At 64.3% G+C, this 23688-nt stretch carries 22 protein-coding genes; 10 read left to right on the top strand and 12 right to left on the bottom strand.

The genetic code is table 11. From position 1 onward, the window contains the following. Positions 1-30: 30 nt before the first annotated feature. The 3 genes from panD to B7Y64_RS02955 all read left to right on the top strand — a co-directional run bounded on the left by panD (position 31) and on the right by B7Y64_RS02955 (position 1534). Positions 31-411, top strand: a complete 381-nt coding sequence (gene panD, locus B7Y64_RS02945; RefSeq protein ID WP_291325541.1) for an aspartate 1-decarboxylase — start codon at positions 31-33, stop codon at positions 409-411. Positions 412-445: 34 nt separating this feature from the next. Beyond that, positions 446-805, top strand: a complete 360-nt coding sequence (locus B7Y64_RS02950; protein ID WP_024816108.1) for a 5-carboxymethyl-2-hydroxymuconate Delta-isomerase — start codon at positions 446-448, stop codon at positions 803-805. An 81-nt stretch (positions 806-886) separates the two neighbouring features. Next, a complete protein-coding gene (locus B7Y64_RS02955) occupies positions 887-1534 on the top strand; it encodes a tRNA-uridine aminocarboxypropyltransferase (RefSeq protein ID WP_291325537.1) in 648 nt (215 codons plus the stop codon). Between the two features lie 78 nt (positions 1535-1612). On the opposite strand, the gene B7Y64_RS02960 is transcribed toward B7Y64_RS02955, so the two are convergent. The 8 genes from B7Y64_RS02960 to B7Y64_RS02995 all read right to left on the bottom strand — a co-directional run bounded on the left by B7Y64_RS02960 (position 1613) and on the right by B7Y64_RS02995 (position 13743). Beyond that, positions 1613-3088, bottom strand: coding sequence for a class I SAM-dependent DNA methyltransferase (locus B7Y64_RS02960; RefSeq protein ID WP_291328344.1), 1476 nt, complete (start codon positions 3086-3088; stop codon positions 1613-1615). A 67-nt stretch (positions 3089-3155) separates the two neighbouring features. Continuing rightward, the gene (locus B7Y64_RS02965) at positions 3156-4238 is read right to left on the bottom strand and encodes a PDDEXK nuclease domain-containing protein (RefSeq protein WP_291325534.1); all 1083 of its coding nucleotides are present in this window, start codon (positions 4236-4238) and stop codon (positions 3156-3158) included. Beyond that, entirely contained in the window at positions 4235-5791 is a 1557-nt protein-coding gene (locus tag B7Y64_RS02970) for a restriction endonuclease (protein ID WP_291324919.1), read from the bottom strand. The genes B7Y64_RS02965 and B7Y64_RS02970 overlap by 4 nt, the downstream gene beginning before the upstream one ends. Further along, entirely contained in the window at positions 5788-8577 is a 2790-nt protein-coding gene (locus B7Y64_RS02975; RefSeq protein ID WP_291324918.1) for a type I restriction-modification enzyme R subunit C-terminal domain-containing protein, read from the bottom strand. Before B7Y64_RS02975 ends, B7Y64_RS02970 begins: the two co-directional genes overlap by 4 nt. 138 nt (positions 8578-8715) lie before the next feature. Continuing rightward, positions 8716-10521, bottom strand: coding sequence for a chorismate-binding protein (locus tag B7Y64_RS02980; RefSeq protein ID WP_291324917.1), 1806 nt, complete (start codon positions 10519-10521; stop codon positions 8716-8718). A gap of 121 nt (positions 10522-10642) precedes the next feature. Continuing rightward, complete coding sequence (nadA, locus tag B7Y64_RS02985) at positions 10643-11761, bottom strand: quinolinate synthase NadA (protein WP_111865762.1); 1119 nt, start codon at positions 11759-11761, stop codon at positions 10643-10645. 162 nt (positions 11762-11923) lie between these two features. After that, the gene (nadC, locus tag B7Y64_RS02990) at positions 11924-12790 is read right to left on the bottom strand and encodes a carboxylating nicotinate-nucleotide diphosphorylase (RefSeq protein ID WP_111865760.1); all 867 of its coding nucleotides are present in this window, start codon (positions 12788-12790) and stop codon (positions 11924-11926) included. A gap of 74 nt (positions 12791-12864) precedes the next feature. Beyond that, on the bottom strand, positions 12865-13743 hold the full coding sequence (locus B7Y64_RS02995; protein WP_291324916.1) for a hypothetical protein: 879 nt from the start codon (positions 13741-13743) through the stop codon (positions 12865-12867). Positions 13744-13906: 163 nt separating this feature from the next. On the opposite strand from B7Y64_RS02995, the gene panB reads away from it, so the two are divergent. The 3 genes from panB (at position 13907) to lysA (ending at position 17253) form a co-directional block, all read left to right on the top strand. After that, on the top strand, positions 13907-14815 hold the full coding sequence (panB, locus tag B7Y64_RS03000; RefSeq protein ID WP_291324915.1) for a 3-methyl-2-oxobutanoate hydroxymethyltransferase: 909 nt from the start codon (positions 13907-13909) through the stop codon (positions 14813-14815). A gap of 25 nt (positions 14816-14840) precedes the next feature. Continuing rightward, entirely contained in the window at positions 14841-15695 is an 855-nt protein-coding gene (gene panC, locus B7Y64_RS03005; RefSeq protein ID WP_291324914.1) for a pantoate--beta-alanine ligase, read from the top strand. Between the two features lie 304 nt (positions 15696-15999). Further along, positions 16000-17253, top strand: coding sequence for a diaminopimelate decarboxylase (gene lysA / locus B7Y64_RS03010; protein ID WP_291324913.1), 1254 nt, complete (start codon positions 16000-16002; stop codon positions 17251-17253). A 248-nt stretch (positions 17254-17501) separates the two neighbouring features. Here the strand turns inward: lysA and B7Y64_RS03015 are convergent, their stop codons facing one another. The 4 genes from B7Y64_RS03015 to B7Y64_RS03030 form a co-directional block, all read right to left on the bottom strand. Continuing rightward, the gene (locus tag B7Y64_RS03015) at positions 17502-18515 is read right to left on the bottom strand and encodes an NAD(P)H-dependent glycerol-3-phosphate dehydrogenase (protein WP_291324912.1); all 1014 of its coding nucleotides are present in this window, start codon (positions 18513-18515) and stop codon (positions 17502-17504) included. Positions 18516-18570: 55 nt separating this feature from the next. Further along, positions 18571-19029, bottom strand: a complete 459-nt coding sequence (gene secB / locus B7Y64_RS03020) for a protein-export chaperone SecB (protein ID WP_024816123.1) — start codon at positions 19027-19029, stop codon at positions 18571-18573. A 109-nt stretch (positions 19030-19138) separates the two neighbouring features. Then, positions 19139-19399, bottom strand: coding sequence for a glutaredoxin 3 (gene grxC, locus B7Y64_RS03025; protein WP_291324911.1), 261 nt, complete (start codon positions 19397-19399; stop codon positions 19139-19141). 68 nt (positions 19400-19467) lie between these two features. Then, positions 19468-19875, bottom strand: a complete 408-nt coding sequence (locus B7Y64_RS03030) for a rhodanese-like domain-containing protein (protein WP_024816125.1) — start codon at positions 19873-19875, stop codon at positions 19468-19470. 72 nt (positions 19876-19947) lie between these two features. Here B7Y64_RS03030 and gpmA point away from each other — a divergent pair, with 72 nt between their 5' ends. The 4 genes from gpmA (at position 19948) to B7Y64_RS03050 (ending at position 23606) form a co-directional block, all read left to right on the top strand. Then, positions 19948-20691, top strand: coding sequence for a 2,3-diphosphoglycerate-dependent phosphoglycerate mutase (gene gpmA / locus B7Y64_RS03035; protein WP_024816126.1), 744 nt, complete (start codon positions 19948-19950; stop codon positions 20689-20691). Between the two features lie 119 nt (positions 20692-20810). Further along, positions 20811-22247 (top strand): S41 family peptidase, encoded by a 1437-nt coding sequence (locus B7Y64_RS03040; protein WP_024816127.1) that lies wholly within the window; start codon positions 20811-20813, stop codon positions 22245-22247. Between the two features lie 78 nt (positions 22248-22325). Beyond that, the gene (gene moeB / locus B7Y64_RS03045; RefSeq protein ID WP_291324910.1) at positions 22326-23078 is read left to right on the top strand and encodes a molybdopterin-synthase adenylyltransferase MoeB; all 753 of its coding nucleotides are present in this window, start codon (positions 22326-22328) and stop codon (positions 23076-23078) included. 114 nt (positions 23079-23192) lie between these two features. Further along, on the top strand, positions 23193-23606 hold the full coding sequence (locus B7Y64_RS03050; RefSeq protein WP_024816129.1) for a response regulator: 414 nt from the start codon (positions 23193-23195) through the stop codon (positions 23604-23606). Positions 23607-23688: the final 82 nt, after the last annotated feature.

Here is a 23688-nt window from a genome sequence, read left to right on the forward strand (position 1 = left end):
GAACACCACCGTCAACACACCTGCACCGCCATGTACCGCACCCTGCTCAAATCCAAGATCCACCGCGCCACCACCACGCACTGCGAGCTGCACTACGAAGGCTCGTGCGCCATCGACGAACACCTGCTCGACGCCGCCAACCTGTGCGAGAACGAACAGGTCCACATCTGGAACATCAACAACGGCGAGCGCTTCATCACCTACGCCATCAAGGGCCAGCGCGGCAGCGGCATGATCTCGGTCAACGGCTCGGCCGCGCGCCGCGCTGCCGTGGGCGACCTGCTCATCATTGCGGCGTTTGCCCAGGTGCCCGAAGACAAGGTGGCCACGCACGAACCCCAACTGGTGTTTGTCGACGGCCACAACCGCCAGACCGAACTGCGCCACCACGTGCCTACCCAGGCGCTGTAACGCCCGCTTTTTCCACCCCCGCCGAAAGCAGACCATGCCCCACCTGATCGTCGAATACTCGCAAAACCTTGCCGGTTTTCCCGAGGCGCAAGCCCTCACCGAGCTGAACCAGGCCGTCACCAGCAGCCCCGAAGTGCTGGACGAGGCCGACCTCAAAAGCCGCTTCGTGCTGGTGGACAGCTTTGAAATTGGCACCGCCCCCGCCAACCGCGCGTTTGTGCACGCCCAGCTGCGCCTGCTGTCGGGCCGCACGCCCGAGGCCAAAAAAGACCTGTCCGAGCGCGTGGCCGAGGTGCTGCGCCGCCTGTCGCCCAAGCCAGCGGGCGTGATGGTGCAGCTCAGCGTGGAAATCGTCGATATGGACCGGGGCTCTTACGTCAAAGAGCGGCTGTAAGCCACCGGCCTCGCCGCCATTTTTTAGCCAAACAGGGCTGTAGCGCTTATCCATCAAGCGCTAGCAGCTCTTTTTTTTATAGTGACTCCACTCAGCACCAGCCGCCCGCGCTGCCCTGCCTGCCTGCGCCCGCACAGCGCCTGCATCTGCCGCTGGGCCACCCCGGTGGCGCACCGCACCGAGGTGCTGATCCTGCAGCACCCGCTGGAAGTGCACGAGGCCAAAGGCACAGCCCGGCTGCTGCACCTGAGCCTGCCGCACAGCCGCATGGTGACGGGCGAGCGGTTTGACGCCAGCGCACTGCAGCCCCTGCTGACCGCGCCATTTGGCGCAACAGATGCAGCCACCGCCCCGCGCCACACCCTGCTGCTCTACCCCGAAGCCCCGCAAGACACCACCCTGGGCATTGCCACCCCCCCGCCACTGAACCCCGCCTGGCTGCAAACGCCAGAGCGCCTGCGCCTGGTGGTGCTGGACGGCACCTGGCGCAAAAGCCGCAAGATGCTGCACCAGAACCCTTTGCTGCAACAACTGCCGCGCCTGCCGCTGCGCGAGCTACCAGCATCGCGCTACCGCATCCGCACGGCGCGCCAGCCGCACCAGCTCTCGACCCTGGAGGCCACCTGCGCGGCACTGGCACAACTGGAAGGCGCCGAAAGCCTGGCGCCCCTGCTGGCGGCGTTTGACGGGTTTGTGGCGCAGCAAGCGGCCTGGCAGGTGCGGCGGTAGGTGCGGCGGTAGGTGCGGCGGTAGGTGCGGCGGTAGGTGCGACAGGGGCCGCACCGCACTACAGCGGGTGGAGCATTGCTACGGCGTTGCAGCGCCCTGCCTTGGCAGCCCTACCGCCACGTCCCTGAAGGCCGCCAACGCAGCCTCCAAGTGCTCGATGATTTCTTGCTGCAGCACCTCGGGCGGCGGCAAATCATCCAGGTTGTCCAGGCTGTCGTCTTTCAGCCAGAAGATGTCCAGGCTGGCCTTGTCGCGGGCCATCAGCTCGTCGTAGCTGAAGAACTTGAAGCGATCTGTGGCGATGCGCTCGTGGCGGTTTTCCGGGTGATAGCAGGTGATGAAATCCTGCAAGTCATCGAGCTTCAAGGTGCGCGTCTTCAGCGTGAAATGCTTGTTGGTGCGCAGGTCGTAAAACCACACGCCCTTGGTATGCACGCGCCCATCTTTTGGGGCGTTGTCAAAGAACACCACATTCGCCTTCACGCCCTGCGCATAGAAAATGCCCGTGGGCAGGCGCAGCACGGTGTGCACATCGCAGTTTTCCAGCAGTTTCTTGCGAATCTTCTCGCCCGCCCCGCCTTCAAACAACACGTTGTCTGGCAGCACCACCGCCGCTTTGCCGTCCACCTTCAGCATGCTGACGATGTGCTGCAAAAAGTTAAGCTGCTTGTTCGACGTGGTCGTCCAAAAGTCTTGCCGCTCGTAAATCAATGCATCCTTGTCGTCTTCACCTTCTTCGTTGGTGAACGTCATACTGCTTTTCTTGCCGAAGGGCGGGTTGGCCAGCACATAGTCCACTTTGCGTTTGGGCTCGGTAATCAGGGCGTCCGAGCGCTCCACCAACGGCTCGCCGTCGAGTTCGCCGATGCTGTGCAGGAACAGGTTCATCAGGCACATGCGACGCGTGTTGGGCACGATCTCGTTGCCGTAGAAGGTCTGGTCACGCAGAAACGCCTTTTGCCGTTTGTCCAGCGCGGCGCCGGGGCGCGTTAACCAGCTGTAGGCCCCCAGGAAGAAGCCTCCCGTGCCGCAGGCCGGGTCGGCGATGGTCTTCATGGGCTCGGGCCGCACACAGGCCACCATGGCTTCGATCAGCGCGCGCGGCGTGAAATACTGGCCCGCGCCGCTTTTGGTGTCTTCGGCGTTTTTTTGCAGCAGGCCTTCGTACAAGTCGCCCTTGGTGTCGGCATCCAGGCTGATCCAGCTTTCGGCATCAATCAGCTGCACCAGGCGCGAGAGCTTGGCCGGGTCTTGAATTTTGTTCTGCGCCTTGAAAAAGATGGCGCCCAGCATGCCCGGCTCCTGCCCCAGCCGGTGCAGCGTGGCCAGGTAATGTGCCTCCAGCGGCTCGCCCACTTTGCTGGTCAGGCTGGCCCAGCCATAGCCGTTGGGGATGTGCGTGTCGCGGTTGTAGGGCTCTTGCGCGTATTCGTGCGCCAGCTTCAAAAACAGCAGGTAAGTGAGCTGCTCCAGATAGTCGCCATAGCCCACGCCATCGTCTTTGAGGGTGTGGCAGAAGTTCCAGACTTTCTGGACGAGGGAGGATGTGTTCATGTGGGGTCCGGGGAGATTGCCGAGCATTTCTGCAACCGGCGGTTGCACTTTCTGCGCTTGGACAGCGTCATTCTTGATCTGCTGCTTTCTGCGCCACGCGCAGGCGCGCCTGCACCATCGCCTCGTGGATTTTTTGCTCGAACACCTCGCGCGGGGGCAGCACCGTCAGGTACTCGGCTACGTGGATGCCCGACTTGTCCAACTCCAGCAACTCGATCTGCTCGTGCTTTTTGCCCGTGCACAAAATGATGCCCAGCGGTGGCAAATCACCCGGCTCTTGGTCATGCCTGGCAAGCCAGCGAAGGTACAGCTCCATCTGGCCCTTGTATTCGGCCTTGAACTCGCCCAGTTTCAGCTCGATGGCCACCAGCCGGCGCAGCTTGCGGTTGTAGAACAGCAGGTCGATGTAGAAATCGTCGCTGTCGAGCTGGATGCGCCGCTGCCGCGCCACAAAGCTGAAGCCCGCGCCCAGCTCCAGCAAAAAATGCTCCAGCTCGCGCAGGATGGCGTCTTCCAGGCCCTTTTCTAGGTAGCGGTCGTCCAGCGCCAGAAAATCCAGCACGTAGGGATCTTTGAGCAGCAGCGGCGCCGTCACGTCGCCTCGGGCCTGCAAGGCATCCAGCTCCAGCCGGATCAGCTCGTCGGGTTTTTTGGACAGGGCCGTGCGCTCGAACAGCATCGAATCCACCCGCTCGCGCAGGGTGCGTACGCTCCAGCGCTCGATGCTGCACATCTGGGCGTAGAAGTCGCGCGCCAGCGGGTCTTTCACTGGCAACAAGGCCAGGAAATGGGACCAGCTCAATTGTCGTGACAGCGTCACGACAATGTCCTGCCCAGGGAACAGCTCGGCAAATTGCACCATGCGACGAAGGTTTTTCTCATCGAAGCCCCGCCCGTAGTCGGCCACCAATTGGCGCGACAGCGTCACGACAATGCCTTCGCCGTAGCCAGCCCGCTGGCCAGCCAGCACCTCGGTGCCGATACGCTGGCCAATGTGCCAGTACATCAGGGTCAGGCTGGCATTCACTGCCGCCGCCGCTGCCTGGCGGGACTGCTCGATCAACTGCCGCAGATCGGCCAGCAGGCCGGGCGTTTCAGCCACTGCTGCTGCGGCAGTCGCTTTGGTGGTCAATGGTTTGGGTTTGCTCATGCGGCCTCCTGGGCCTTGCGGCCACGCGGCTTTTTAACGGCATCGCGCGCGGCCCGCTCGGCGCGGATGCGCTCCAGCAGTGCGCTGGCCGGTTCGTCGTGGGGGTCTTGCGCCACCAGTTGGCCGGAGAAGGCGGCGCGCAGGATGTTTTGGCGTTGGGCGGTGGATTGTTGGAGGGATTTATCAAGAAATTGCTCTTGCTCAGAAACACTCAGAAGAACTGCTTCCAGGGCATTCATGGCTTCTGCCTGCTCAACGATTGGTGGCAGCGGGATAGGAATCGTCAGCAAAGTGCTGAGACTGAGGTTGTGTTGCCCGGCAGAAGATGCAGCGCGCGACTCAATCCACGAGCGTCCCTGCCTTGAAGCCAACAGTGCGGAAACCCAGCGATGAACCACGCTGGTCTCAAGGCACCGCACTCTCAACAAGTAGGAGGCAAAGTAAAAATCGCCTGGCAAGGGCTCAGTCACCTCTGCAGCGCGCCCTACTAAGCTGACGCTCCCATTAGTGCGAACAACAAGAATGTCGCCTGGCGCGAGGTATTCAGACTTATGCAAATCTAGCGGCTGACTAGCAAACTTCAAATCATCAAGTACTAGCTTTCTAGCAATCACGTTGGGTATGCGCAATACGGAAGCACCTTGGCTTTCATAGCCGCATTTCACCGAGGTTCCATACGAAGAATCTAGGGCAAGTTGATCCAGACTCGCCCACACCCACCCCTGCGGCAATTCCGGCAAGTCGGTGGTATCCGGCTGCACCGGCTCGGGGTATTTCTTCTGCCAATCCTTGGGCGGGGTTTTGCCTTGCTCCGCAAACTTGGCGCGTTGCCTGGCCTCCCAGCGGGCGCGGCGCTCTTGCAGGATGCGTTGCAGCAGTTGCGCGCCGGTCTCGGTGGGCTGGTGCTGCGTGCGCCACTCTGCCGTGAGTGCGCCTTCCACGGCGGCTTTCAGCAGCGACTGGCGGTATTGCGCCAGCTTCTTCTGCGCGGCCTTGAGCTCGGCCACCCCGGCATCGAGGTCGGAGAGCAGTTCTTCGAGTTTGGCGACGATGCGGGTTTGTTCGGTGGCAGGAGCAACAGGGATTAAGGCGTCAGATAACCAGGTAGTTGCGACACGCAACTGGCCCGCGCTACCCGTCATGTTTTGCCGTGCAAGCCTTCTAAAAGCTGACTGAGACAGGAAGTAAGCCAGCCAGCTTGGTTGGACCTGATCCTTGGCACGTAAGACATGAAACTCGGTGGAGCCAAAAGCGAGGTGATCTTGCAATGGCGGTACCAAAGCCAGCTTGCCGTTCTCCATGCATGGCGTGATCTTCGCAAGCAGCACGTCATTGGTCAGAAACGAGGTGTAGCCCTTCTGCACGTCGCCGAGCGGGCGCCTTGCGGAAATGTCAATGCCACCGAACTCTTCGGTCACAGCACTCATTGGCACAAAGTGAACCGGCTGGCTGACGGCACTCGGGAGTGGGCAGAACGAGCGAGGATTGACGTCCGCAATACTTGAAAGCGGCGCGAATGCCCATGTGTTGGGCAACTCAACAAATTCACTCACGCCACCAACTCCCAATTCATTTCATCCATCAGCCCATCCAGCTCCTTGCCAAACAGCCCCCACGCTTTCTGCAGCCCGCCTTTGTCCGCCAGTTCCGCGTAATCAAAATCGTCGCGGTGGATGGCGCAGCTGCTGGCAATGTGCTCTTTCATCAGCCGCAGCCACTCGGTCTGCTCCGGCGTAAAGGCGGTGCCGCGCTGGGCGTTGTGCCGAAAAATCCAGGCCTGAAAGCGCTTGTCCACTTCGTCGGCAAAGGGCTTGAGTTCGGCGCCTTCGCCGTCCAGCCCCAGCGCAAAGCGCACCAGTGACACCAGATCGGTCAACTGGCGCTTCTTGTCCGTGCCTTTCACCTGCGTTGCCTGCACGCGGGCATAGGCGCTCCACAGGCGTTCGGTGGTCAGCATCAGCGGTGGTTTGGCCAACTGTTCGTGCAGCTCTTCGATGAGGTCGAAGGTGAGCGCGCGGCGCTGGTAGGGCTGCTGGTAGAAAAAATCCAGCGCCGCAATTTCGTCTTTGTGCTGTTGCAGGTAGTCGGCAAAGGTCTGTACCACCGCCTTGGCCTGCGCCTCGGCCTGCTCGGAAAAGCCCGCGAAGGTGACGGTATCGAGGTTGATGTGGTCGATGAGCTGCTCGCGTTCGCGGCGGGCGTTTTCGATTTCGTCGCGCAGCGCGGGTTGGTCGAACGGGGCGCAGGCGGCGGCCACGCGGGTGGCGCGGGCGGCTTCCAGCTCTTGTGGCAACAGGGTGTCTTCGCTGCGGGTGATGCCCTGGGCCTGCGCGCTGGCCAGCGCGGTTTGCACGATGGCGTCGGGGTTGAGCGCGGTAATCAGGCCCTTGCCCAACTCGGCCACGGGGATGCCGCCGCTGGCTTTTTCAATGCGCGCCTGCGCTTTTTCGCCCAGTTGCTTGGCCAGTCGCACCAGGCGGTTGGCCAGGCTGAGCACGGTGTCGTCGTCGCGGCTGCCCATGGCCACGCCTTGCAGCAGGTCTTTGAGCGGAACGCCGGGCTTTTTCTCCAGCGGGCGGCTTTCGGTTTTGAGCGACTTTTCCACGCCCACGGCGTCGATCAGCACAAAGCGGGTTTTGGCGCCGTCGGCACTGTTGCTGACGCGCTTCAAGCTGTCGCCATCGAGGCTGCGCACGCCCCGGCCTTTCATTTGCTCGTAATAGCCCTTGCTGCGCACGTCGCGCATGAAGAGCAACACTTCCAGCGGCTTGACGTCGGTGCCGGTGGCGATCATGTCCACGGTGACGGCAATGCGCGGGTTGTAGTCGTTGCGAAAGCTGCTGAGGATGCTGTCGGCGTCTTCTTCGGCGCGGTAGGTGACCTTTTTGCAGAACGCGTTGCCTTGGCCATACACCTCGCGCAGGATGCGGATGATGTCGTCGGCGTGGCTGTCGGTCTTGGCAAAGATGAGGGTTTTGGGCGTTTCTTTGCGGGCGGGGAAGATTTGCGTTTCCACGGCGGTTTTCATGGCCTGGATGACCTGCCGGATCTGGCTCACGTTGACCACGGAGCGGTCCAGCTCTTTGCCGGTGTAGGCGGTGTCTTCTTCGGTTTCGCTCCAGCGCTTTTTGCGGGTTTGCCGGTCGCGGTGGTCCACCCATTCTTTGGCCTTGAGCTCGGCGCCTTTTTGCGTGACCTCGGTTTCGATGGTGTACACGTCGTAGCCCACATTGACGCCATCGGCCACGGACTGCTCGTAGGTGTATTCGGCCACGATGTTTTCGTTGAAGAAGCCGAAAGTGCGCTTGTCGGGCGTGGCGGTCAGGCCGATCAGGCTGGCGTCAAAGTAGTCGAGCACCTGCTTCCACAGGTTGTAGATGCTGCGGTGGCATTCGTCGATGACGATGAAGTCAAACGTTTCCACCGGCACGGCCGGGTTGTAGCGCACAAGCTTTGCCTGGCTGGCGGTTTGCTGCACCTCGTTCAGCGACAGGTCTTCGGCCGATTCGTCGATGGGCTCGCCACTCAAAATGGAATACATGCGCTGGATGGTGCTGATGCACACCTGCGCGTTGGGGTCGATGTTGGGCGAGGCCAGGCGCTGCACGTTGTAGAGCTCGGTGAACTTGCGGCCATCGTCGGGCGGCGTGTAGGCCATGAACTCCTGGTGCGCCTGTTTGCCCAGGTTGCGGGTATCGACCAGAAACAGGATGCGCTTGGCACCGCCAAACTTGAGCAGGCGGTACACCGACGTGATGGCGGTAAACGTTTTGCCCGCGCCGGTGGCCATGTGCACCAGGGCGCGGGGTTTATTGAGCGCCAGCGACTTTTCCAGCCCGGTGACGGCGCTGATTTGGCAGTGGCGCAGGTTTTGCTCGGGCAGCGCGGGCATTTGCTCGGCCAGGCGGCGGCGCAGGGTGTCTGGTTGTGCCAGCCACGCTGCCAGCGTTTCGGGCTTGAAGAAATGAAAGATTTCGCGCGAGCGCGGCGCGGGGTCGGCGCCGTCGGTAAAGCGGATGATCTGGCCGGTGGCCTCGAACAAAAAGCGCAGCGGCGTGCTGTCTTTGCGCCATTTGAGGTTGGCGCTGGCGTAGCGCTCGGTCTGGGCCTCCGTCGCGGTGAGTTTTTCGCCAGCGCTGTCTTTTTTGGCTTCGATCACGCCCACGGGCTGCCGGTGGATAAACAGCACGTAGTCGGCGGGGCCGGTGTCGGTGGGGTGTTCGCGCACGGCCACTCCGGTGGCTGCGCCCAGGTTGAGCGCCTTCATGTCTTGCACCACCCAGCCGGCCTGGGCGAGCTTGCGGTCGATGGATTCGCGGGCCAGTGCCTCGGGCGTCATGGGCGTCCTTCAGGGGGAGTGGGTGGGGCGGGGAACTCGCCCATTATCAGGACAAGGTTTTGGGCGGTTTACACACTATAACAATGATAGCTACTAGCGCTTACCAGATAAGCGCTAGAGGCCAAAAACACCCAAACATCATGGCACCAGTTCGGCGGCCAGCCAGCCGCGCAGGCTGTTGATGAACGCCCAGGCCTGCACGCGCGGCAGGTCTTGCAGGCGCACCACGGCCTCGGTCAGGCGCCCTTCGCGCAGGGCCACGGCGCGGCCCACGCCGGGCAGCAGGCCGCAGGCCAGCGGGGGGGTAACCCAGCGGCCGTCCAGCAGCATGGCAATGTTGCCAAACGTGGTTTCGGTGATCTCGCCCGCTTCGTTCCACAGCACGGTGTCGAACACACCGGGCGTGGTGGGCGCCAACGCGGTGTAGTGCGCGCGGCGCGTGGTCTTGTAGCGCACGAATTCGCCATGGGCCTCTGGCAGCGGGCGGCCCGCCAATTGCAGGCGCACGGGCACGGGCGTGGGGTGCAGGGCAAAGGCCTCGGCGTGGGGCTGGCCGCTGGCGCGCAGCAGCAGGCGCACGCGCCAGGCACCGGCGGGGTGGTTGCCTGCCAGCGCCTGCAGGCAAGCCTGCACGGCAGCGGCGTCGAACGGCACATTGAAATGCGCCGCCGCGCCCTGCAGGCGCGCCAGGTGCTCGGCCAAGTGGCGGAACTGGCCATCCACCAGCGCCAGGGTTTCGAGCAGGTCAAACGGCGCGCTGGCGCGTTCGACAAAGGCGCGTTTGTGGCGCCACTCGCTCCATTCGGCGTCGGCTGTGGCGCCCGAGGTGATGCCGCTGCCGATGCCGCAGGTGGCGGTGGTGGCGCCGTCGGCCCCGGCGCGCAGCACCACGGTGCGGATGGGCACGTTGAAGGTGGCGGCCACGCTGCACAGGCCATCGGGCCCGGCCACGCCCGCCGGCCGCACCACGCCGACAGCGCCGCAATACACGCCGCGCGGCGCGGATTCGAGCGCACGAATCATCTGCATGGCGCGCACCTTGGGCGCGCCGGTGACCGAGCCGCAGGGGAACAGCGCAGCAAACACGTCGGAAAGCCGAATGCCAGCGCGCGTGCGGGCCTGCACGTCCGACGTCATCTGCCACACGGTGGGCAGGGCCTCGGTGTGGAACAGCGCGGGCACGCGCACGCTGTGCGGCTGGGCGATGCGCGAGAGGTCGTTGCGCAGCAGGTCCACGATCATGACGTTTTCGGCGCGCTCTTTGGGCGATGCGCGCAGGTGGGCGGCCTGGGCGGCGTCGTCTGCGGGGGTGGCGCCGCGCGCGGCGGTGCCTTTCATGGGACGGGCCAGGATGCGGCCGCCGCCGGGCGCATCGTGCCAGTCAAAAAACAGCTCGGGCGAGACCGACAGCACCTGCTCGGAGCCCGCTGCCATGTGCGCGGCATAGCCGCCGGGCTGGGCGCGCTGCAGCGCGGCAAACAGCGCGGCGGCGCTGCCCTGGCGCAAGCTGCCGGTGAGTGGGGCGGTGTAGTTGACCTGGTAAAGCTCGCCCGCACTGATGGCCTGCTGGATGTGGGCAATGGCTGCGTCAAAACCAGCGCGGTCGGGGCCGCCGGTCCACTCGACCTGCGCGGCGGGATCGGAGTCAACAGCTCCATCGGCAGGCCAGGGCAGCGGTGCGTCGTACACGGCAAACCACGCCAGCGGGCCGTCGGCGGCGTGGGTTTGCAGGGCGGCGTCAAAGGCCGCTGCGGCTTCGTAGCGCACATGGCCGACGCACCAGTGGCCGCGCTGTGCGGCGGCATGCACGGCGTCGAGCACCGCGCGCACGTCCTGCAGCTGGTGGGCTTGCAGCACCTCGCGCGGGGCGCCAAAGGCTTGGCGCAGGCGCGGCGCGCTGCGGTCGTGCGGGTCGGCAAAGTCAATGTGCGCAGTAAGGGTCAAATTGGCCTCCAGCGCTTATGGAATATGCGCTAACAGCTATTAAAAACAAAGCAAACGCCGCCGTGTACAGCGTGCCCCTACCGATGCACGCCCCGGCCGTGGCGCAGAGGCGTGGGGTACCTCAGGCCGCACCGATGTTCGGCACGAGGCCGCTGGTGGGCAGGCCGTTTTTGAGCGCGGCGGTGAAGGCCAGCATGCGGTCAATCGGCAGGCGCGCGCGCGGGATGATCTGCGGGTCCACGTCGATGGCGTTGCTGCCGGTCTCCAGCACATGGGCCACGCCGGCCAGGCCGTTCATCGCCATCCAGGGGCAGTGGGCGCAGCTTTTGCAGGTGGCGCTGTTGCCGGCGGTGGGGGCTTCGTAAAACACCTTGCCGGGGTTGAGCGTGCGCAGCTTGTGCATCATGCCGTTGTCGGTGGCGACGATGAACTCCTGGGCGTCCATCGTCTGCGCGGCCTTGAGGATGGCCGAGGTGGAGCCTACTGCGTCGGCCAGGGCAATCACGTCGGCCGGGCTTTCGGGGTGCACCAGCACCTTGGCGTTCGGGTGCTCTTTTTTCAGCGATTCCAGCTCAAAGGCCTTGAACTCGTCGTGCACGATGCAGGCGCCGTTCCACATCAGCATGTCGGCACCGGTCTCGCGGCGGATGTAGTCGCCCAGGTGGCGGTCGGGCGCCCACAGGATTTTGTGGCCCTGGTCCTTGAGTGCACGCACGATGTCGAGCGCGCAGCTCGACGTGACCAGCCAGTCGGCCCGCGCCTTCACGGCCGCACTGGTGTTGGCGTAGACCACCACGGTGCGGTCGGGGTGCGCATCGCAGAACGCGCTGAATTCGTCGATGGGGCAGCCCAGGTCGAGCGAACAGGTGGCGTCCAAGTCGGGCATGAGGATGGTCTTCTCGGGCGAGAGGATTTTGGCCGTCTCACCCATGAAGCGCACTCCGCTCACCACCAGCGTCTGCGCGGCATGGTCGCGGCCAAAGCGCGCCATCTCCAGCGAATCGCTGACGATGCCGCCGGTTTCTTCGGCCAAGTCCTGCAGGTCGGGGTGCACGTAGTAGTGCGACACCATGACCGCGTTCTTTTCCTTCAGCAAACGGCGGATTTTGTCCTTGAGCGCGGCGCGCTCGTCCTGCGACGGCTCGGGAGGCACACGCGCCCAGGCGTGCTTGGTCGCGCACACGCCGCCGCCTTCGGGCTGCTCGTAATCGACTTCCTTGAGGGTAATCACAGTGTTCATATCAGTCATTCAGTGTGCGTTGCGCCAGTCTCGGCACGTACAACAGGCACGGCCCAGGCCAGCGGCCACCGCGCAAGGGCCGCCCCGCCGCGCTGGTGGCGTCCCCCTTCCCGCGCTCCGCGCGAGAGAAGGGGGAAGGCGCGCAGCGCCACAGGGGGTTGGTCACTCTAACTCCTGCAGGCGCATCGAGAAGTCGGTGGCCTTGACGTCTTTGGTGAGGGTGCCAATCGAGATGCGGTCCACACCGGTTTCTGCAAGGGCGCGCAGGCCATCGAGCGTCACGCCGCCCGAGATTTCGAGGATGGCGCGACCAGCATTGATGCGCACGGCCTCGCGCAGCGTGGGCAGCGGCATGTTGTCGAGCAGCACCATCTTGGCGCCAGCGTCCAGAGCCTCCTGCAACTGCTCAAGCGTCTCGACTTCGATCTCGATGAACTTGGCTTGCGCCGCCACCTGCTGGGCAGCGCGCAGCACGGCCGTGACGCCACCGGCAGCGGCGATGTGGTTTTCTTTGATGAGCACGGCGTCGTGCAGGCCGATGCGGTGGTTGGTGCCGCCACCCACGCGCACGGCGTATTTTTGCGCCAGGCGCAGGCCGGGCAGAGTCTTGCGGGTGTCCACGATGTGCGCGCGGGTGCCAGCCACCACGTCCACGTAGGTGCGGGTTTTGGTGGCCACGGCACTGAGCAGTTGCAGAAAGTTGAGCGCCGTGCGCTCGGCGCTGAGCAGCGCGCGGGCATTGCCCTCGATCTCCAGCACCACCTGGTCGGCAGCGCAGCGGGCGCCTTCGGCCACATGCCAGGTCAGTTGCACGGAAGGGTCGAGTGCACGCAGGGCGGCCTCGGCCCAGGGGGCGCCACAGATCACGGCGGCCTCGCGCGCCAGGATGCGCGCGCGGGTGCGGCGCTGGGGGTCGATCAGGCCAGCGGTGAGGTCGCCGCTGCCCACGTCTTCTTCAAGGGCACGGGCCACGTCCAGCAGCACCTGGGTGTGCAGGGACTGGCGGGTTTCGTCTTCTGGATAGGTCATGGCCGTGAAGCATAGCGGCTTCGCCTTGCCCATCTGCCCCCGGTGGTGAGGGCCTGCGCTGGTGGAGCGAGTGGTCAGTGACCGGGCGCGCCGGGTGCCACCAGCTTGCTGAGCAGCTTGACGGCGGCACCGCCACCGGGCACCAGGGTGCCCGCCATCTCGGCGCCAACATCGACCAGCATGTCGCGGGTGAGCACCTGGCTGACCTTGTCCTTGAACCAGCGCCCGTTCTCCACCACTTCCCCCGTCAGCCCATCGACCTCGATGACCCCGACCTTGTCCGCGCTGCTCCAGCGGAATTCGAAGGCAAACACGGGCCGCAGATACAGGTGCGTGCGCTCGAAGTGCGTGAGGTCGGCCTGGATTTCGTAGGCATTCACCGCCTCCGAGGTCAGGCTGGCGGTGGCCAACTGTTTGGCGGCAGCCATGGAGATCAAGGGTTTGAGCAGCTCGTCAGGCCGCTCCACGCGCTCGGTCTCGGTGAACTTGTATTTTTCGATGTAGGCCTTGAGCACCGCAGGCTTGATGTCACGCTGCATGCCATCGATCATCTGGTCGAAATGGATCTTGCGATGGCAGTGCTCGATGGCGACGAACTCGATGCGCGCCTTGTCTTTTTGCCGCGTCACCTCAAACACTTTGTCGTCGAGTTGCAGGGTCTGGGCATAGAGGTTGTGCACCGGCACCTGGTAGGTGATCTGGCAGGTGTAGTCCACCGAGCGCTGCGCCACAACGTGCCAGAACGGCTCCAGGCGCATTTCCTGGCGCGACAGTTGCACCGTGTCCTCGCGCGGACGGTTCAGGGGGTTGAACTTGGCCATCATGCCGAAGGCGCTGAGTTTTTTCTTTTCGGCCTGCTCCTGCGCCGCGCGGAACGGATACACCTCTTCGAAGACAAAAATCTTGCTGGCATCAGGCGCTTGGGCTTGCACTTGCACGGGCTGTGGTTCCACGGGAGTCCTTGTGTTGCATTGGCGGCCCCCTTCCCCTTGTGAGGCCCGCTGAACAAAGAATGTAGCGCAAGGCCACATGTTGTTACAGACCTGCAGTGCGCCACCCACGGCCCCGCTGTGACTTAGACTGCGCGCTTTTGTCGACTTTGCAAGGAGTGACGCCATGACCGAGCCGACCCAGACATCGCCCCAAACACCTACGCAGGCCACGCCCACCACTCCCTATGGCACGCTGCCGCCTGCGTCGCCCCTGCCCCAGCGCCGGCCCGTCAGCCTGCCGCGCCTGGCGCAGATGCGCGAGGCCGGTGAAAAAATCACCATGCTGACCGCCTACGACGCCACTTTTGCCGCCGTGGCCGATGCAGCGGGCGTCGAGTGCATTTTGGTGGGCGACTCGCTGGGCATGGTGTGCCAGGGCCTGCCCAGCACCGTGGGGGTATCGCTGGACACCATGGCCTACCACACGGCCAGCGTGGCGCGCGGCCTGCACCGCGTGCAGGGCACGGCCTGGCTGGTGGCCGACCTGCCCTATGGCACCTATGCCGAAAGCCGCGAACAGGCCCTGCGCAGCGCCTGCACGCTGATGCAGGCGGGCGCGCACATGGTCAAGCTGGAGGGCGGCGGCTGGACGGCGCCCACGGTGGAGTTTTTGGTGCAGCGCGGCGTACCCGTGTGCGCGCACCTGGGCCTGACGCCACAAACCGTGCATGCCCTGGGCGGCTACCGCGTGCAGGGCAAAACAGAAGACGCTGCCCGCACGCTGCGCAAAGAAGCCCTGGAGCTGCAAAACGCTGGCGCCGCCATGCTGGTGCTGGAGATGGTGCCCGCCGCGCTGGCCGCCGAAATCACCGCCGAGCTGCCGCACTGCCACACCATTGGTATTGGCGCGGGCAACGGCACGGCCGGCCAGGTGCTGGTGTTGCACGACATGCTGGGCGTGAACCTGGGCAAGATGGCCAGGTTTGTGCACAACTTCATGCAGGACGCCGGCAGCGTGCGCGGCGCCATGGAGGCCTATGTACAGGCCGTCAAGCAGGGCCGCTTCCCCGACAACGCATTGCACGCCTGGTAAGGCCAGGCCTTTTCCACCAAGAACCATGCTCATCGCCCACTCCATTCCCGAACTGCGCGCCGCCCTGGCCGCCCGCCGCCCCGCCTTTGTGCCCACCATGGGCAACCTGCACGAGGGGCACCTGTCGCTGGTGCACCAGGCCCGGCCGCTGGGCGACACCACCGTGGTCAGCATCTTTGTGAACCGCCTGCAGTTTCTGCCCCACGAAGACTTTGACAGCTACCCCCGCACCTGGGATGCCGACTGCGCCAAGCTGCAGGCAGCCGGGTGCGACGTGCTGTTTGCCCCGCGCGAAAACGACCTCTACCCCGAGCCACAGACCTTCAAGGTGCACCCCGACCCGCAATTGGCCGACCTGCTCGAAGGCCAGTTCCGCCCCGGCTTCTTCACCGGGGTGGCCACGGTGGTGATGAAGCTGTTCAGCTGCGTGTTTGGCGCCACGGGTGGTGGCACAGCGGTGTTTGGCCGCAAGGACTACCAGCAGCTCATGGTGATCCGCCAGATGGTGCGGCAGTTTGCGCTGCCCATCGACGTGGTGGCGGGCGACACCAGCCGCGCCCCCGACGGCCTGGCCTTGAGCTCGCGCAACGGCTACCTGAGCCTGCAAGAGCGCGCAGAGGCCGTGGCGCTGTCGCAAGCGCTGCAGCAACTGTCTGACCGCTGGGCCGCATCCCACGCCGCTGGAACGCTGCAGGCAGCCAACCTGGAGCAGCAGGCACTGGACCAGCTGCGTGCACGCGGCTGGCTGCCCGACTACCTGACGGTGCGCCGCCGCGCCGACCTGCAGCCCGCCACCGCACTGGATGCGCCCGGAACGCTGGTGGCCCTGGGCGCCGCGCGCCTGGGGGCCACGCGGCTGATTGACAACCGGGAGTTCTGAGCGCCGCCGCTCAGGCCTTGGCGTTGAACCCAGTCGAATCGGGGCGTTGGCGCTGGCGCACCAGGCATCGAAAGCTATTGTTTTTGTAGCTGATAGCGCTTATTGCACAAGGGCTAGAACCCTATTTCATTCAAATCCATCAACCCCAGCGCCTGCCAGGGTGGTGCGCAGGCTGCGCTGGCGCCATGGGCAAGCGGGGGCACAGCGCGCTCTCCAGAATGAATGCCCGGTAAACTTCAAAGCCTCGGATCAAATGGTTGATCCGCCGCACCATTGCGCTTTTTTCCTGCACCCGGATCGCCCCATGTCCAACCCCTTCTCGCCCGCGCAACTGTGGTCCCTGGCCGACCAGTTTGGCACCCCGCTGTGGGTGTATGACGCCGCCACCATCCGCCAGCGCATTGCGCAGCTGTCCAACTTTGAAACCATCCGCTTTGCACAAAAAGCCTGCTCCAACATCCACATCCTTGCGCTGATGCGCGCGCAGGGCGTGATGGTGGATGCAGTGTCGCGCGGCGAGATCCTGCGCGCGCTGGCTGCCGGTTACCAGGCGGGCCAGCAAGGCGACGGGCGCTCCGAGATCGTGTTCACGGCCGATCTGTTCGACGCCGCCACGCTGGCCTGTGTGGTCGAGCATGGCGTGCCGGTGAATGCTGGCTCCATCGACATGCTGCACCAGCTGGGCGCGGCATCGCCAGGGCATGCAGTGTGGCTGCGCATCAACCCCGGCTTTGGCCATGGCCACAGCAACAAGACCAACACCGGCGGCGAGCACAGCAAGCACGGCATCTGGCACACCGACCTGCCTGCCGCACTGGCCGCCATCCGCCAGCGCGGGCTGAAGCTGGTGGGGCTGCACATGCACATCGGCTCGGGCGTGGACTACCGCCACCTCGAGCAGGTGTGCGGCGCCATGGTGGAGTTGGTGCGCACCACGCATGCGGCAGGGCACGACCTGCACGCCATCTCGGCTGGCGGCGGCCTGTCCATCCCCTACCGCGATGGCGAGCCCATCATCGACACGCAGCACTACCACGGCCTGTGGGATGCCGCGCGCCAGCAGGCCGAGGCCATCGTGCGGCACCCGCTGGGCCTGGAGATCGAGCCCGGCCGCTATCTGGTGGCCGAATCGGGCGTGCTGCTGGGCGAGGTGCGCGCCACCAAGGATGCGGGCAACAACCATTTCATGCTGCTCGACACCGGCTTCAACGAGCTGATGCGCCCCTCCATGTACGGCAGTTACCACACCATGAGCGTGCTGCGCCGCGACGGCAGCACCGCGGCCGACCGGCCCAGCGTGGTGGCGGGGCCGCTGTGCGAATCGGGCGACGTGTTCACGCAGGGCGACGGCGGTGTGGTGCTGCCGCGCAACCTGCCGGATGCGCAGGTGGGCGACCTGCTGGTCATCCACGACGCGGGCGCCTATGGCGCCTCGATGTCCTCCAACTACAACACCCGGCCCCTGATTGCCGAGGTGCTGGTCGATGACGGCCACGCCCACCTGATCCGCCGCCGCCAGACGGTGGAAGAACTGCTGGCGCTGGAACTGGGTCTGTAAATCAGTCCGCGCGGGCATCGCTGGGCAGCCTTCGGGTAGGCACTGGCCTACGCCACCGCGCAGCACATGCGCACAGGCAGCGCGGGCACGCGGCGATAAGGTCAAGGCATCACTTTTTCAAGGAGATTGCCATGCCCGTTATCTTGTGGTTGCTCGGAGTTCCGTTGTCGGTGGTGCTGCTGCTCTTTCTGTTCGGGGTTTTCTGACCCCGCACAGGGGCTCCGCGCCGAAGCGCCCTGCCCGCCGGGCTAGCGAAGCTCGGAGCCGGGGTCGCGCCCCATCAACCGCCCCACGGCATCGGCCGGGGCCAGACGGCCATCGAGCAGTGCCACCACCGCCTCGGTGATCGGCATGTCCACACCCAGCCCCGCCGCACGCTGGGCCACGGTGCGGGCACAGTAGACGCCTTCGGCCACATGGCCCAAAGAATCGACCGCCTGTTGCAGGCTCTGGCCTTGCGCCAGCAGCAAGCCCACGCGGCGGTTGCGCGACAGGTCGCCGGTGGCCGTCAGCACCAGATCGCCCATGCCCGACAGCCCCATGAAGGTGTCCGGCCGCGCGCCCAGCGCCACCCCCAGGCGTGTCATCTCGGCCAGGCCCCGCGTGATGAGGGCCGCCCGGGCGTTCAACCCCAGGTTCAGCCCATCGCACAGGCCGGTGGCAATGGCCAGCACGTTTTTTACCGCGCCGCCCACTTCCACGCCCACGATGTCGTCGTTGGCGTACACGCGCAGGCTGGGGCTGTGGAAGGCGGTAACCAGGGCATCACGCACCAGGGCGTGCCGACTGGCCGCCACGAGCGCCGTGGGCTGGCCGCGGGCCACTTCTTGTGCAAAGCTGGGGCCGCTGAGCACGCCAGCTATCAAATCAGGAGCTACCTGCGCACACACCTCGTGCGCCAGCAGCCCAAAAGAACCAGAATCGGCCGGTGCCACCGCCTCGAAGCCCTTGCACAGCCAGGCCACGGGTGCCGTGCAGCCGCGCAGGGCCAGCAGCATGCTGCGCAGCGCCGCCATGGGCGTAGCCACGATGACCAGGTCGGCAGCGCGCGCCAGTACCAAAGGGTCTGCACCCGACACCGCAAGCGCTGCCGGGAAATCAACGCCCGGCAGGTAGCGCGCGTTCTGCCGCCGCGCCAGCATGTCAGCCACCTGCTGGCCATCGCGCGCCCACAACGTGACGGCGTGTCCGCCCGTTTGCCGGGCGGCCCCCATGGCCAGCGCCGTGCCCCAGGCACCGGCACCAAGTACTACTATTTTCATAGCTGCTTGCGCTTATAGATAAAGCGCCAGAGGCCTAAAAGACCTCTGAACCGCATCACTGAGTGATGATGGGCGAAGGTTCGCCAGCGGCCTGGGCCTGCTGCTGCTCGTACATGGCCTGGAAGTTGATTTCTGCCAGGTGCACGGGCGGGAAGCCAGCGCGGTTCACGATGTCGGCCACATTGCCGCGCAGGTAGGGGTAGACGATCTGCGGGCAGGCAATGCCCATGATGGCGCCCATCTGGTCTTCGGGGATGTTGCGGATTTCAAAAATGCCGGCCTGCTTGGCTTCGACCAGAAACACGGTCTTGTCCTTGATCTTGGTCTGCACCGTGGCGGTCACGGCCACTTCAAAGATGCCTTCGGCCACGGGCGTGGCTTCCACACCGAGCTGGATGTCCACGCTGGGCTGCTCTTGTTCGAGCAGGATGCCGGGCGAATTGGGCTGCTCCAGCGACATGTCCTTGAGGTAGACGCGCTGAATCTGGAACACGGGGTTTTCTTGGTCGGCCATGGTTGAAAAGTCTCTTTTGCAAACGGGGTTTCAGCAAAACAAAACCCGCCGGGGAGCAGCTCCCACAGCGGGCACATGGGGCTGCATTATGCAGCGCCCACGGGGATGGTCAGGCTGCGCCCAGCAGGGACATGAGCCCGCCACGGCCATCCAGCGCCACCAGGTCGTCGTGCCCACCCACATGGGTGTCACCAATGAAGATCTGCGGCACCGTGCGGCGCCCGGTGATCTCCATCATGTGATTGCGAGCGGCGGGGTCGGTGTCGATGCGGATCTCTTCGATCTGCTCCACGCCCTTGGATTTAAGTATCTGCTTGGCCCGGGTGCAATAAGGGCAGACAGCGGTGGTGTACATCTTCACGGGTTGCATGGCGATCCTTCCTGTTGGGCAACAAAACCAGTCATAAGCCTGTCGGCTATGAAACAGCTGGGGACAGTTCAGGCTTTTTCCACCGGCAGGCTGGCTTCGCGCCAGGCCTTGAGGCCGCCAGCCATGGACTGGGCGTTGTCGTAACCGAGCTTTTTGGCAATGGCCACGGCGCGGTTGGCGCGGGCACCACTGACACAGACCATCACCAGCGGCAGGGCCTTGTTCTTCACCAGCGTGGGCAGGCGCTCTTCGAGCTGGCCCAGCGGCACATTCTTGGCGCCGCCCACATGGCCAGCAGCAAACTCTTCGGTCTCGCACACGTCGATGACCACGGCTTTCTCCCGGTTGATCAGCTGCACGGCACGCACAGGCGTGAGCGAACCACCACTGGCACTTTTGAGCAGCGGCCACAGCAACATGGCGCCCGATGCAAGTGCCACGAGGATCAAATACCAGTTGTCGATAACGAATTTCACGAAGATTCCTTGGGTTGGCAAACCGCACGATTCTAAAATGTATGGTTTTGACCCGCTTTCCCTAGGGACACCATGCACAAACTCGTTCTGATCCGACACGGCGAATCCACCTGGAACCTTGAAAACCGCTTCACCGGCTGGACAGACGTTGACCTCACGCCCACCGGGGTGTCGCAGGCCATGTCCGCAGGCAAACTGCTCAAGGCCGAGGGCTACGAATTCGACGTCGCCTTCACCAGCGTGCTCAAGCGCGCCATTCACACGCTGTGGTATTGCCTTGACGAGATGGACCGCACCTGGCTGCCCGTGCAAAAAAGCTGGCGCCTGAACGAGCGCCACTATGGCGCCCTGCAGGGCCTGAACAAGGGCGAAACAGCCAAGCAATATGGCGACGCACAGGTGCTGGTGTGGCGCCGCAGCTATGACACGCCGCCACCAGCCCTGGAAGCCACCGACCCACGCTGCGAACGCGGCGACCCGCGTTATGCCGGCATGAACCCACAGGACGTCCCCCTGACCGAATGCCTGAAGGACACCGTGGCGCGCGTGCTGCCCTACTGGAACGACACCCTTGCCCCTGCCATTCGCTCGGGCCAGCGGGTGGTGGTTGCCGCCCACGGCAATTCCATCCGGGCGCTGGTCAAATACCTGGACAACATCTCCGACCACGACATCGTGGAACTGAATATTCCCAACGGTATTCCACTGGTATACGAGCTCGACGACGACCTCAAGCCCATCCGCCACTACTATCTGGGCGATGCCGAGGCTGCTGCCCGTGCCGCCGCCGCCGTGGCGTCGCAGGGTAAAGCGTAAAGTCGGCGTAAAGCCGGGCCAAAACCCGAAAAATCCTGCGAAAGTGAGCACCCGCGCGGAACCGCAGCGGGCGCGGCCCTTCCAAGTTGTATATTGAAATGAAGCGGTAAAGGTGTTCTATGGGCCACAAACTCAAAATTGCAGGGTGGGTATCGATTGGCGTGGTGGCCGGAGCGCTGACCACGGTGTCCCTGCAGACGGTGGCGCGCGGCGCCATGACGCCTCTTCCGCTCGAAGAGATCCAGCAGCTTTCCGCCGTGTTTGGCCTGGTCAAGACCGACTATGTCGAACCCGTGGATGACAAAAAGCTGATCACCGACGCCATTTCCGGCATGGTGGCCAGCCTGGACCCCCACTCCCAGTATTTCGACAAGAAATCCTTCAAGGAATTTCGTGAAGGCACCTCGGGCCGGTTTGTCGGCGTGGGCATCGAGATCACGCAGGAAGACGGGCTGATCAAGATCGTCTCGCCCATCGAGGGCTCTCCCGCCTTCCGCGCCGGGCTCAAGACCAACGACCTCATCACCAAGATCGACGAAACCGCCGTCAAGGGCCTGTCGCTCAACGACGCTGTCAAGAAAATGCGTGGCGAGCCCAACACCAAGGTCACGCTGACCATCCTGCGCAAGGAAGAAAGCCGGACTTTCCCCGTCACCATCACGCGCGAAGAAATCAAGACCCAGTCGGTCAAGGGCAAGCTCATCGAGCCGGGCTATGGCTGGGTGCGGCTGTCGCAGTTCCAGGAACGCACGGTGGATGACTTTGTGCGCAAGGTCGAAGAAATCTACAAACAGGACCCACAGCTCAAGGGCTTGGTGCTGGACCTGCGCAACGATCCCGGTGGCCTGCTCGATGCGGCCGTCGCCATCTCAGCGGCCTTCCTGCCAGAAAACGTCACCGTGGTCAGCACCGACGGCCAGCTGGCCGAAAGCAAGGCCACCTACAAGGCCGCGCCCGAGTTCTACCAGCGCCGCGGCAGTGGCGACCCGCTCAAGCGGCTGCCTGCAGCGCTCAAGACGGTGCCCCTGATTGTGCTGGTCAACGAGGGCTCGGCATCGGCCAGCGAAATCGTGGCCGGCGCATTGCAGGACCACAAGCGTGCCACCATCATGGGCAGCCAGACGTTTGGCAAGGGTTCGGTGCAGACCGTGCGCCCCCTGGGCCCGGACACCGGCCTCAAGCTCACCACGGCCCGCTACTACACGCCCAGCGGCAAGTCGATCCAGGCCAAGGGCATCGTGCCCGACGTGATGATCGACGAGTCGGAAGAAGGCAATGTTTTTGCCGCCCTGCGCATGCGCGAGGCCGACCTTGACAAGCACCTGGGCAGCGGCCAGGGCGAGGAGAAAAAGGACGAGGCCCGCGAAAAGGCCCGCGAAGAAGCCCGCAAGCGCCTGGAAGAAGAAGCCAAGAAGCCCATGGCTGAGCGCAAGATCCCCGAGTTCGGCACCGACAAGGACTTCCAGCTGACACAAGCCCTGAACCAGTTCAAGGGCCGTCCCGTGCTGGTCAGCAAGACGCTGACTGAACGCAAGGAAGAAAAGAAAGAAAACTGAGACAGTGATCGTCCCACCGAGGCCGGGCTTCCCAGGAAGCCCGGCCTTTTTCACGCGCCACGCCCCAACATACCTGCCATGACCGACGACCAGCTCCTGCGCTACTCCCGCCACATCCTGCTCGACGAAGTGGGCATCGAGGGGCAAGAGCGCATTCTGGCCAGCCATGCGCTGATCATCGGGGCGGGCGGGCTGGGCTCGCCGGCAGCACTGTTTCTGGGATCTGCGGGCGTCGGACACATCACACTGGTCGATAACGATGTGGTCGATCTCACCAATCTTCAGCGCCAGATCGCCCACACCACCGCCCGGGTGGGGCAGCCCAAGGTGGTGTCGGCCGCGCAGGCCATCACGGCGATCAATCCCGAGGTTCAGGTCACGGCCCTGCAGGCACGCGCCGATGCCGCACTGCTCGACACCTTGGTGCCCCAGGCCACCGTGGTGCTCGACTGCAGCGACAACTACGCCACGCGCCACGCGGTCAACGCTGCCTGTGTGCGGCATGGCAAGCCCCTGGTGGCCGGGGCGGTGATCCGCTTTGACGGTCAGATCACCGTGGTAGACCCCCGCGATGCGGCGTCGCCCTGCTATGCCTGCGTGTTCCCACCCGACGCGGTATTCGAAGAGGTGCAGTGCTCAACCATGGGGGTGTTTGCACCGCTGGTGGGCGTGGTGGGCGCCATGCAGGCAGCCGAAGCGCTGAAGTGGGTGTCTGGCGCAGGCCCGTCGCTGGCGGGCCGCCTGCTCATGCTGGATGGCCGCGCCATGGAATGGAACACCATGCACCTGAAGCGGCACCCGGATTGCCCGGTGTGCTCGGCCGCGAAGTAAGAAACGTCCTACGGCTACAACGTGTAACGGCTGGCAGAATCCACCCATCGACCCCGTTAAATTCAAGGCTCGGCCTTCGCACCTTTGCACCGGTCGCACCCCATGGATCAGGCTGTGAAACTCCGTACCTATATTGTTGAAGACAACGCCACGATCCGGGCGAATCTGATTGACGCACTGGAAGAACTGGCGTGTGTAGAAGCCGTAGGTGTCGCCGCCACCGAAGATGAAGGCAAGGAGTGGCTGATGGCCCACAGCGGACAGTGGGACTTGGCGATCGTGGATCTTTTTCTTCGCCAGGGCAGCGGCCTTGGCGTGCTGGCTGCCTGCCGCGCACGCGAACCTGGCCAGAAAATGGTGGTGCTGAGCAACTACGCCACTCCCGATGTGCGTATGCGCTGCGCGCAACTGGGTGTCGATGCGGTCTTTGACAAATCCAATGAAATCGATGCCCTGGTGGACTATTGCATCGAGCACAGCAGCAAGGCGTCAGATTGTGCCCCAACGCCTGGACCGGACGCGCCGTGACGCCCCTCGCCCTGCACAGACTGTGCCGGGGCACCCCTGACAAGGCGCTGCCAAAGCGCTGCCGGGGGCACAGGCCCCGCCT

Origin of the sequence: Acidovorax sp. 35-64-16 (genome assembly GCF_002281195.1) — a bacterium.
GTDB classification, from domain to species: domain Bacteria; phylum Pseudomonadota; class Gammaproteobacteria; order Burkholderiales; family Burkholderiaceae_C; genus Acidovorax; species Acidovorax defluvii.

Excerpts from the sequence above, each read along its gene's own strand:
- panD (WP_291325541.1), top strand. The coding sequence starts at position 31 with ATGTACCGCACCCTGCTCAAATCCAAGATCCACCGCGCCACCACCACG.
- B7Y64_RS02950 (WP_024816108.1), top strand. The coding sequence starts at position 446 with ATGCCCCACCTGATCGTCGAATACTCGCAAAACCTTGCCGGTTTTCCC.
- B7Y64_RS02960 (WP_291328344.1), bottom strand. The coding sequence starts at position 3,088 with ATGAACACATCCTCCCTCGTCCAGAAAGTCTGGAACTTCTGCCACACC.
- B7Y64_RS02965 (WP_291325534.1), bottom strand. The coding sequence starts at position 4,238 with ATGAGCAAACCCAAACCATTGACCACCAAAGCGACTGCCGCAGCAGCA.
- B7Y64_RS02975 (WP_291324918.1), bottom strand. The coding sequence starts at position 8,577 with ATGACGCCCGAGGCACTGGCCCGCGAATCCATCGACCGCAAGCTCGCC.
- nadA (WP_111865762.1), bottom strand. The coding sequence starts at position 11,761 with ATGAACACTGTGATTACCCTCAAGGAAGTCGATTACGAGCAGCCCGAA.
- nadC (WP_111865760.1), bottom strand. The coding sequence starts at position 12,790 with ATGACCTATCCAGAAGACGAAACCCGCCAGTCCCTGCACACCCAGGTG.
- panB (WP_291324915.1), top strand. The coding sequence starts at position 13,907 with ATGACCGAGCCGACCCAGACATCGCCCCAAACACCTACGCAGGCCACG.
- panC (WP_291324914.1), top strand. The coding sequence starts at position 14,841 with ATGCTCATCGCCCACTCCATTCCCGAACTGCGCGCCGCCCTGGCCGCC.
- lysA (WP_291324913.1), top strand. The coding sequence starts at position 16,000 with ATGTCCAACCCCTTCTCGCCCGCGCAACTGTGGTCCCTGGCCGACCAG.
- B7Y64_RS03015 (WP_291324912.1), bottom strand. The coding sequence starts at position 18,515 with ATGAAAATAGTAGTACTTGGTGCCGGTGCCTGGGGCACGGCGCTGGCC.
- secB (WP_024816123.1), bottom strand. The coding sequence starts at position 19,029 with ATGGCCGACCAAGAAAACCCCGTGTTCCAGATTCAGCGCGTCTACCTC.
- grxC (WP_291324911.1), bottom strand. The coding sequence starts at position 19,399 with ATGCAACCCGTGAAGATGTACACCACCGCTGTCTGCCCTTATTGCACC.
- gpmA (WP_024816126.1), top strand. The coding sequence starts at position 19,948 with ATGCACAAACTCGTTCTGATCCGACACGGCGAATCCACCTGGAACCTT.
- B7Y64_RS03040 (WP_024816127.1), top strand. The coding sequence starts at position 20,811 with ATGGGCCACAAACTCAAAATTGCAGGGTGGGTATCGATTGGCGTGGTG.
- moeB (WP_291324910.1), top strand. The coding sequence starts at position 22,326 with ATGACCGACGACCAGCTCCTGCGCTACTCCCGCCACATCCTGCTCGAC.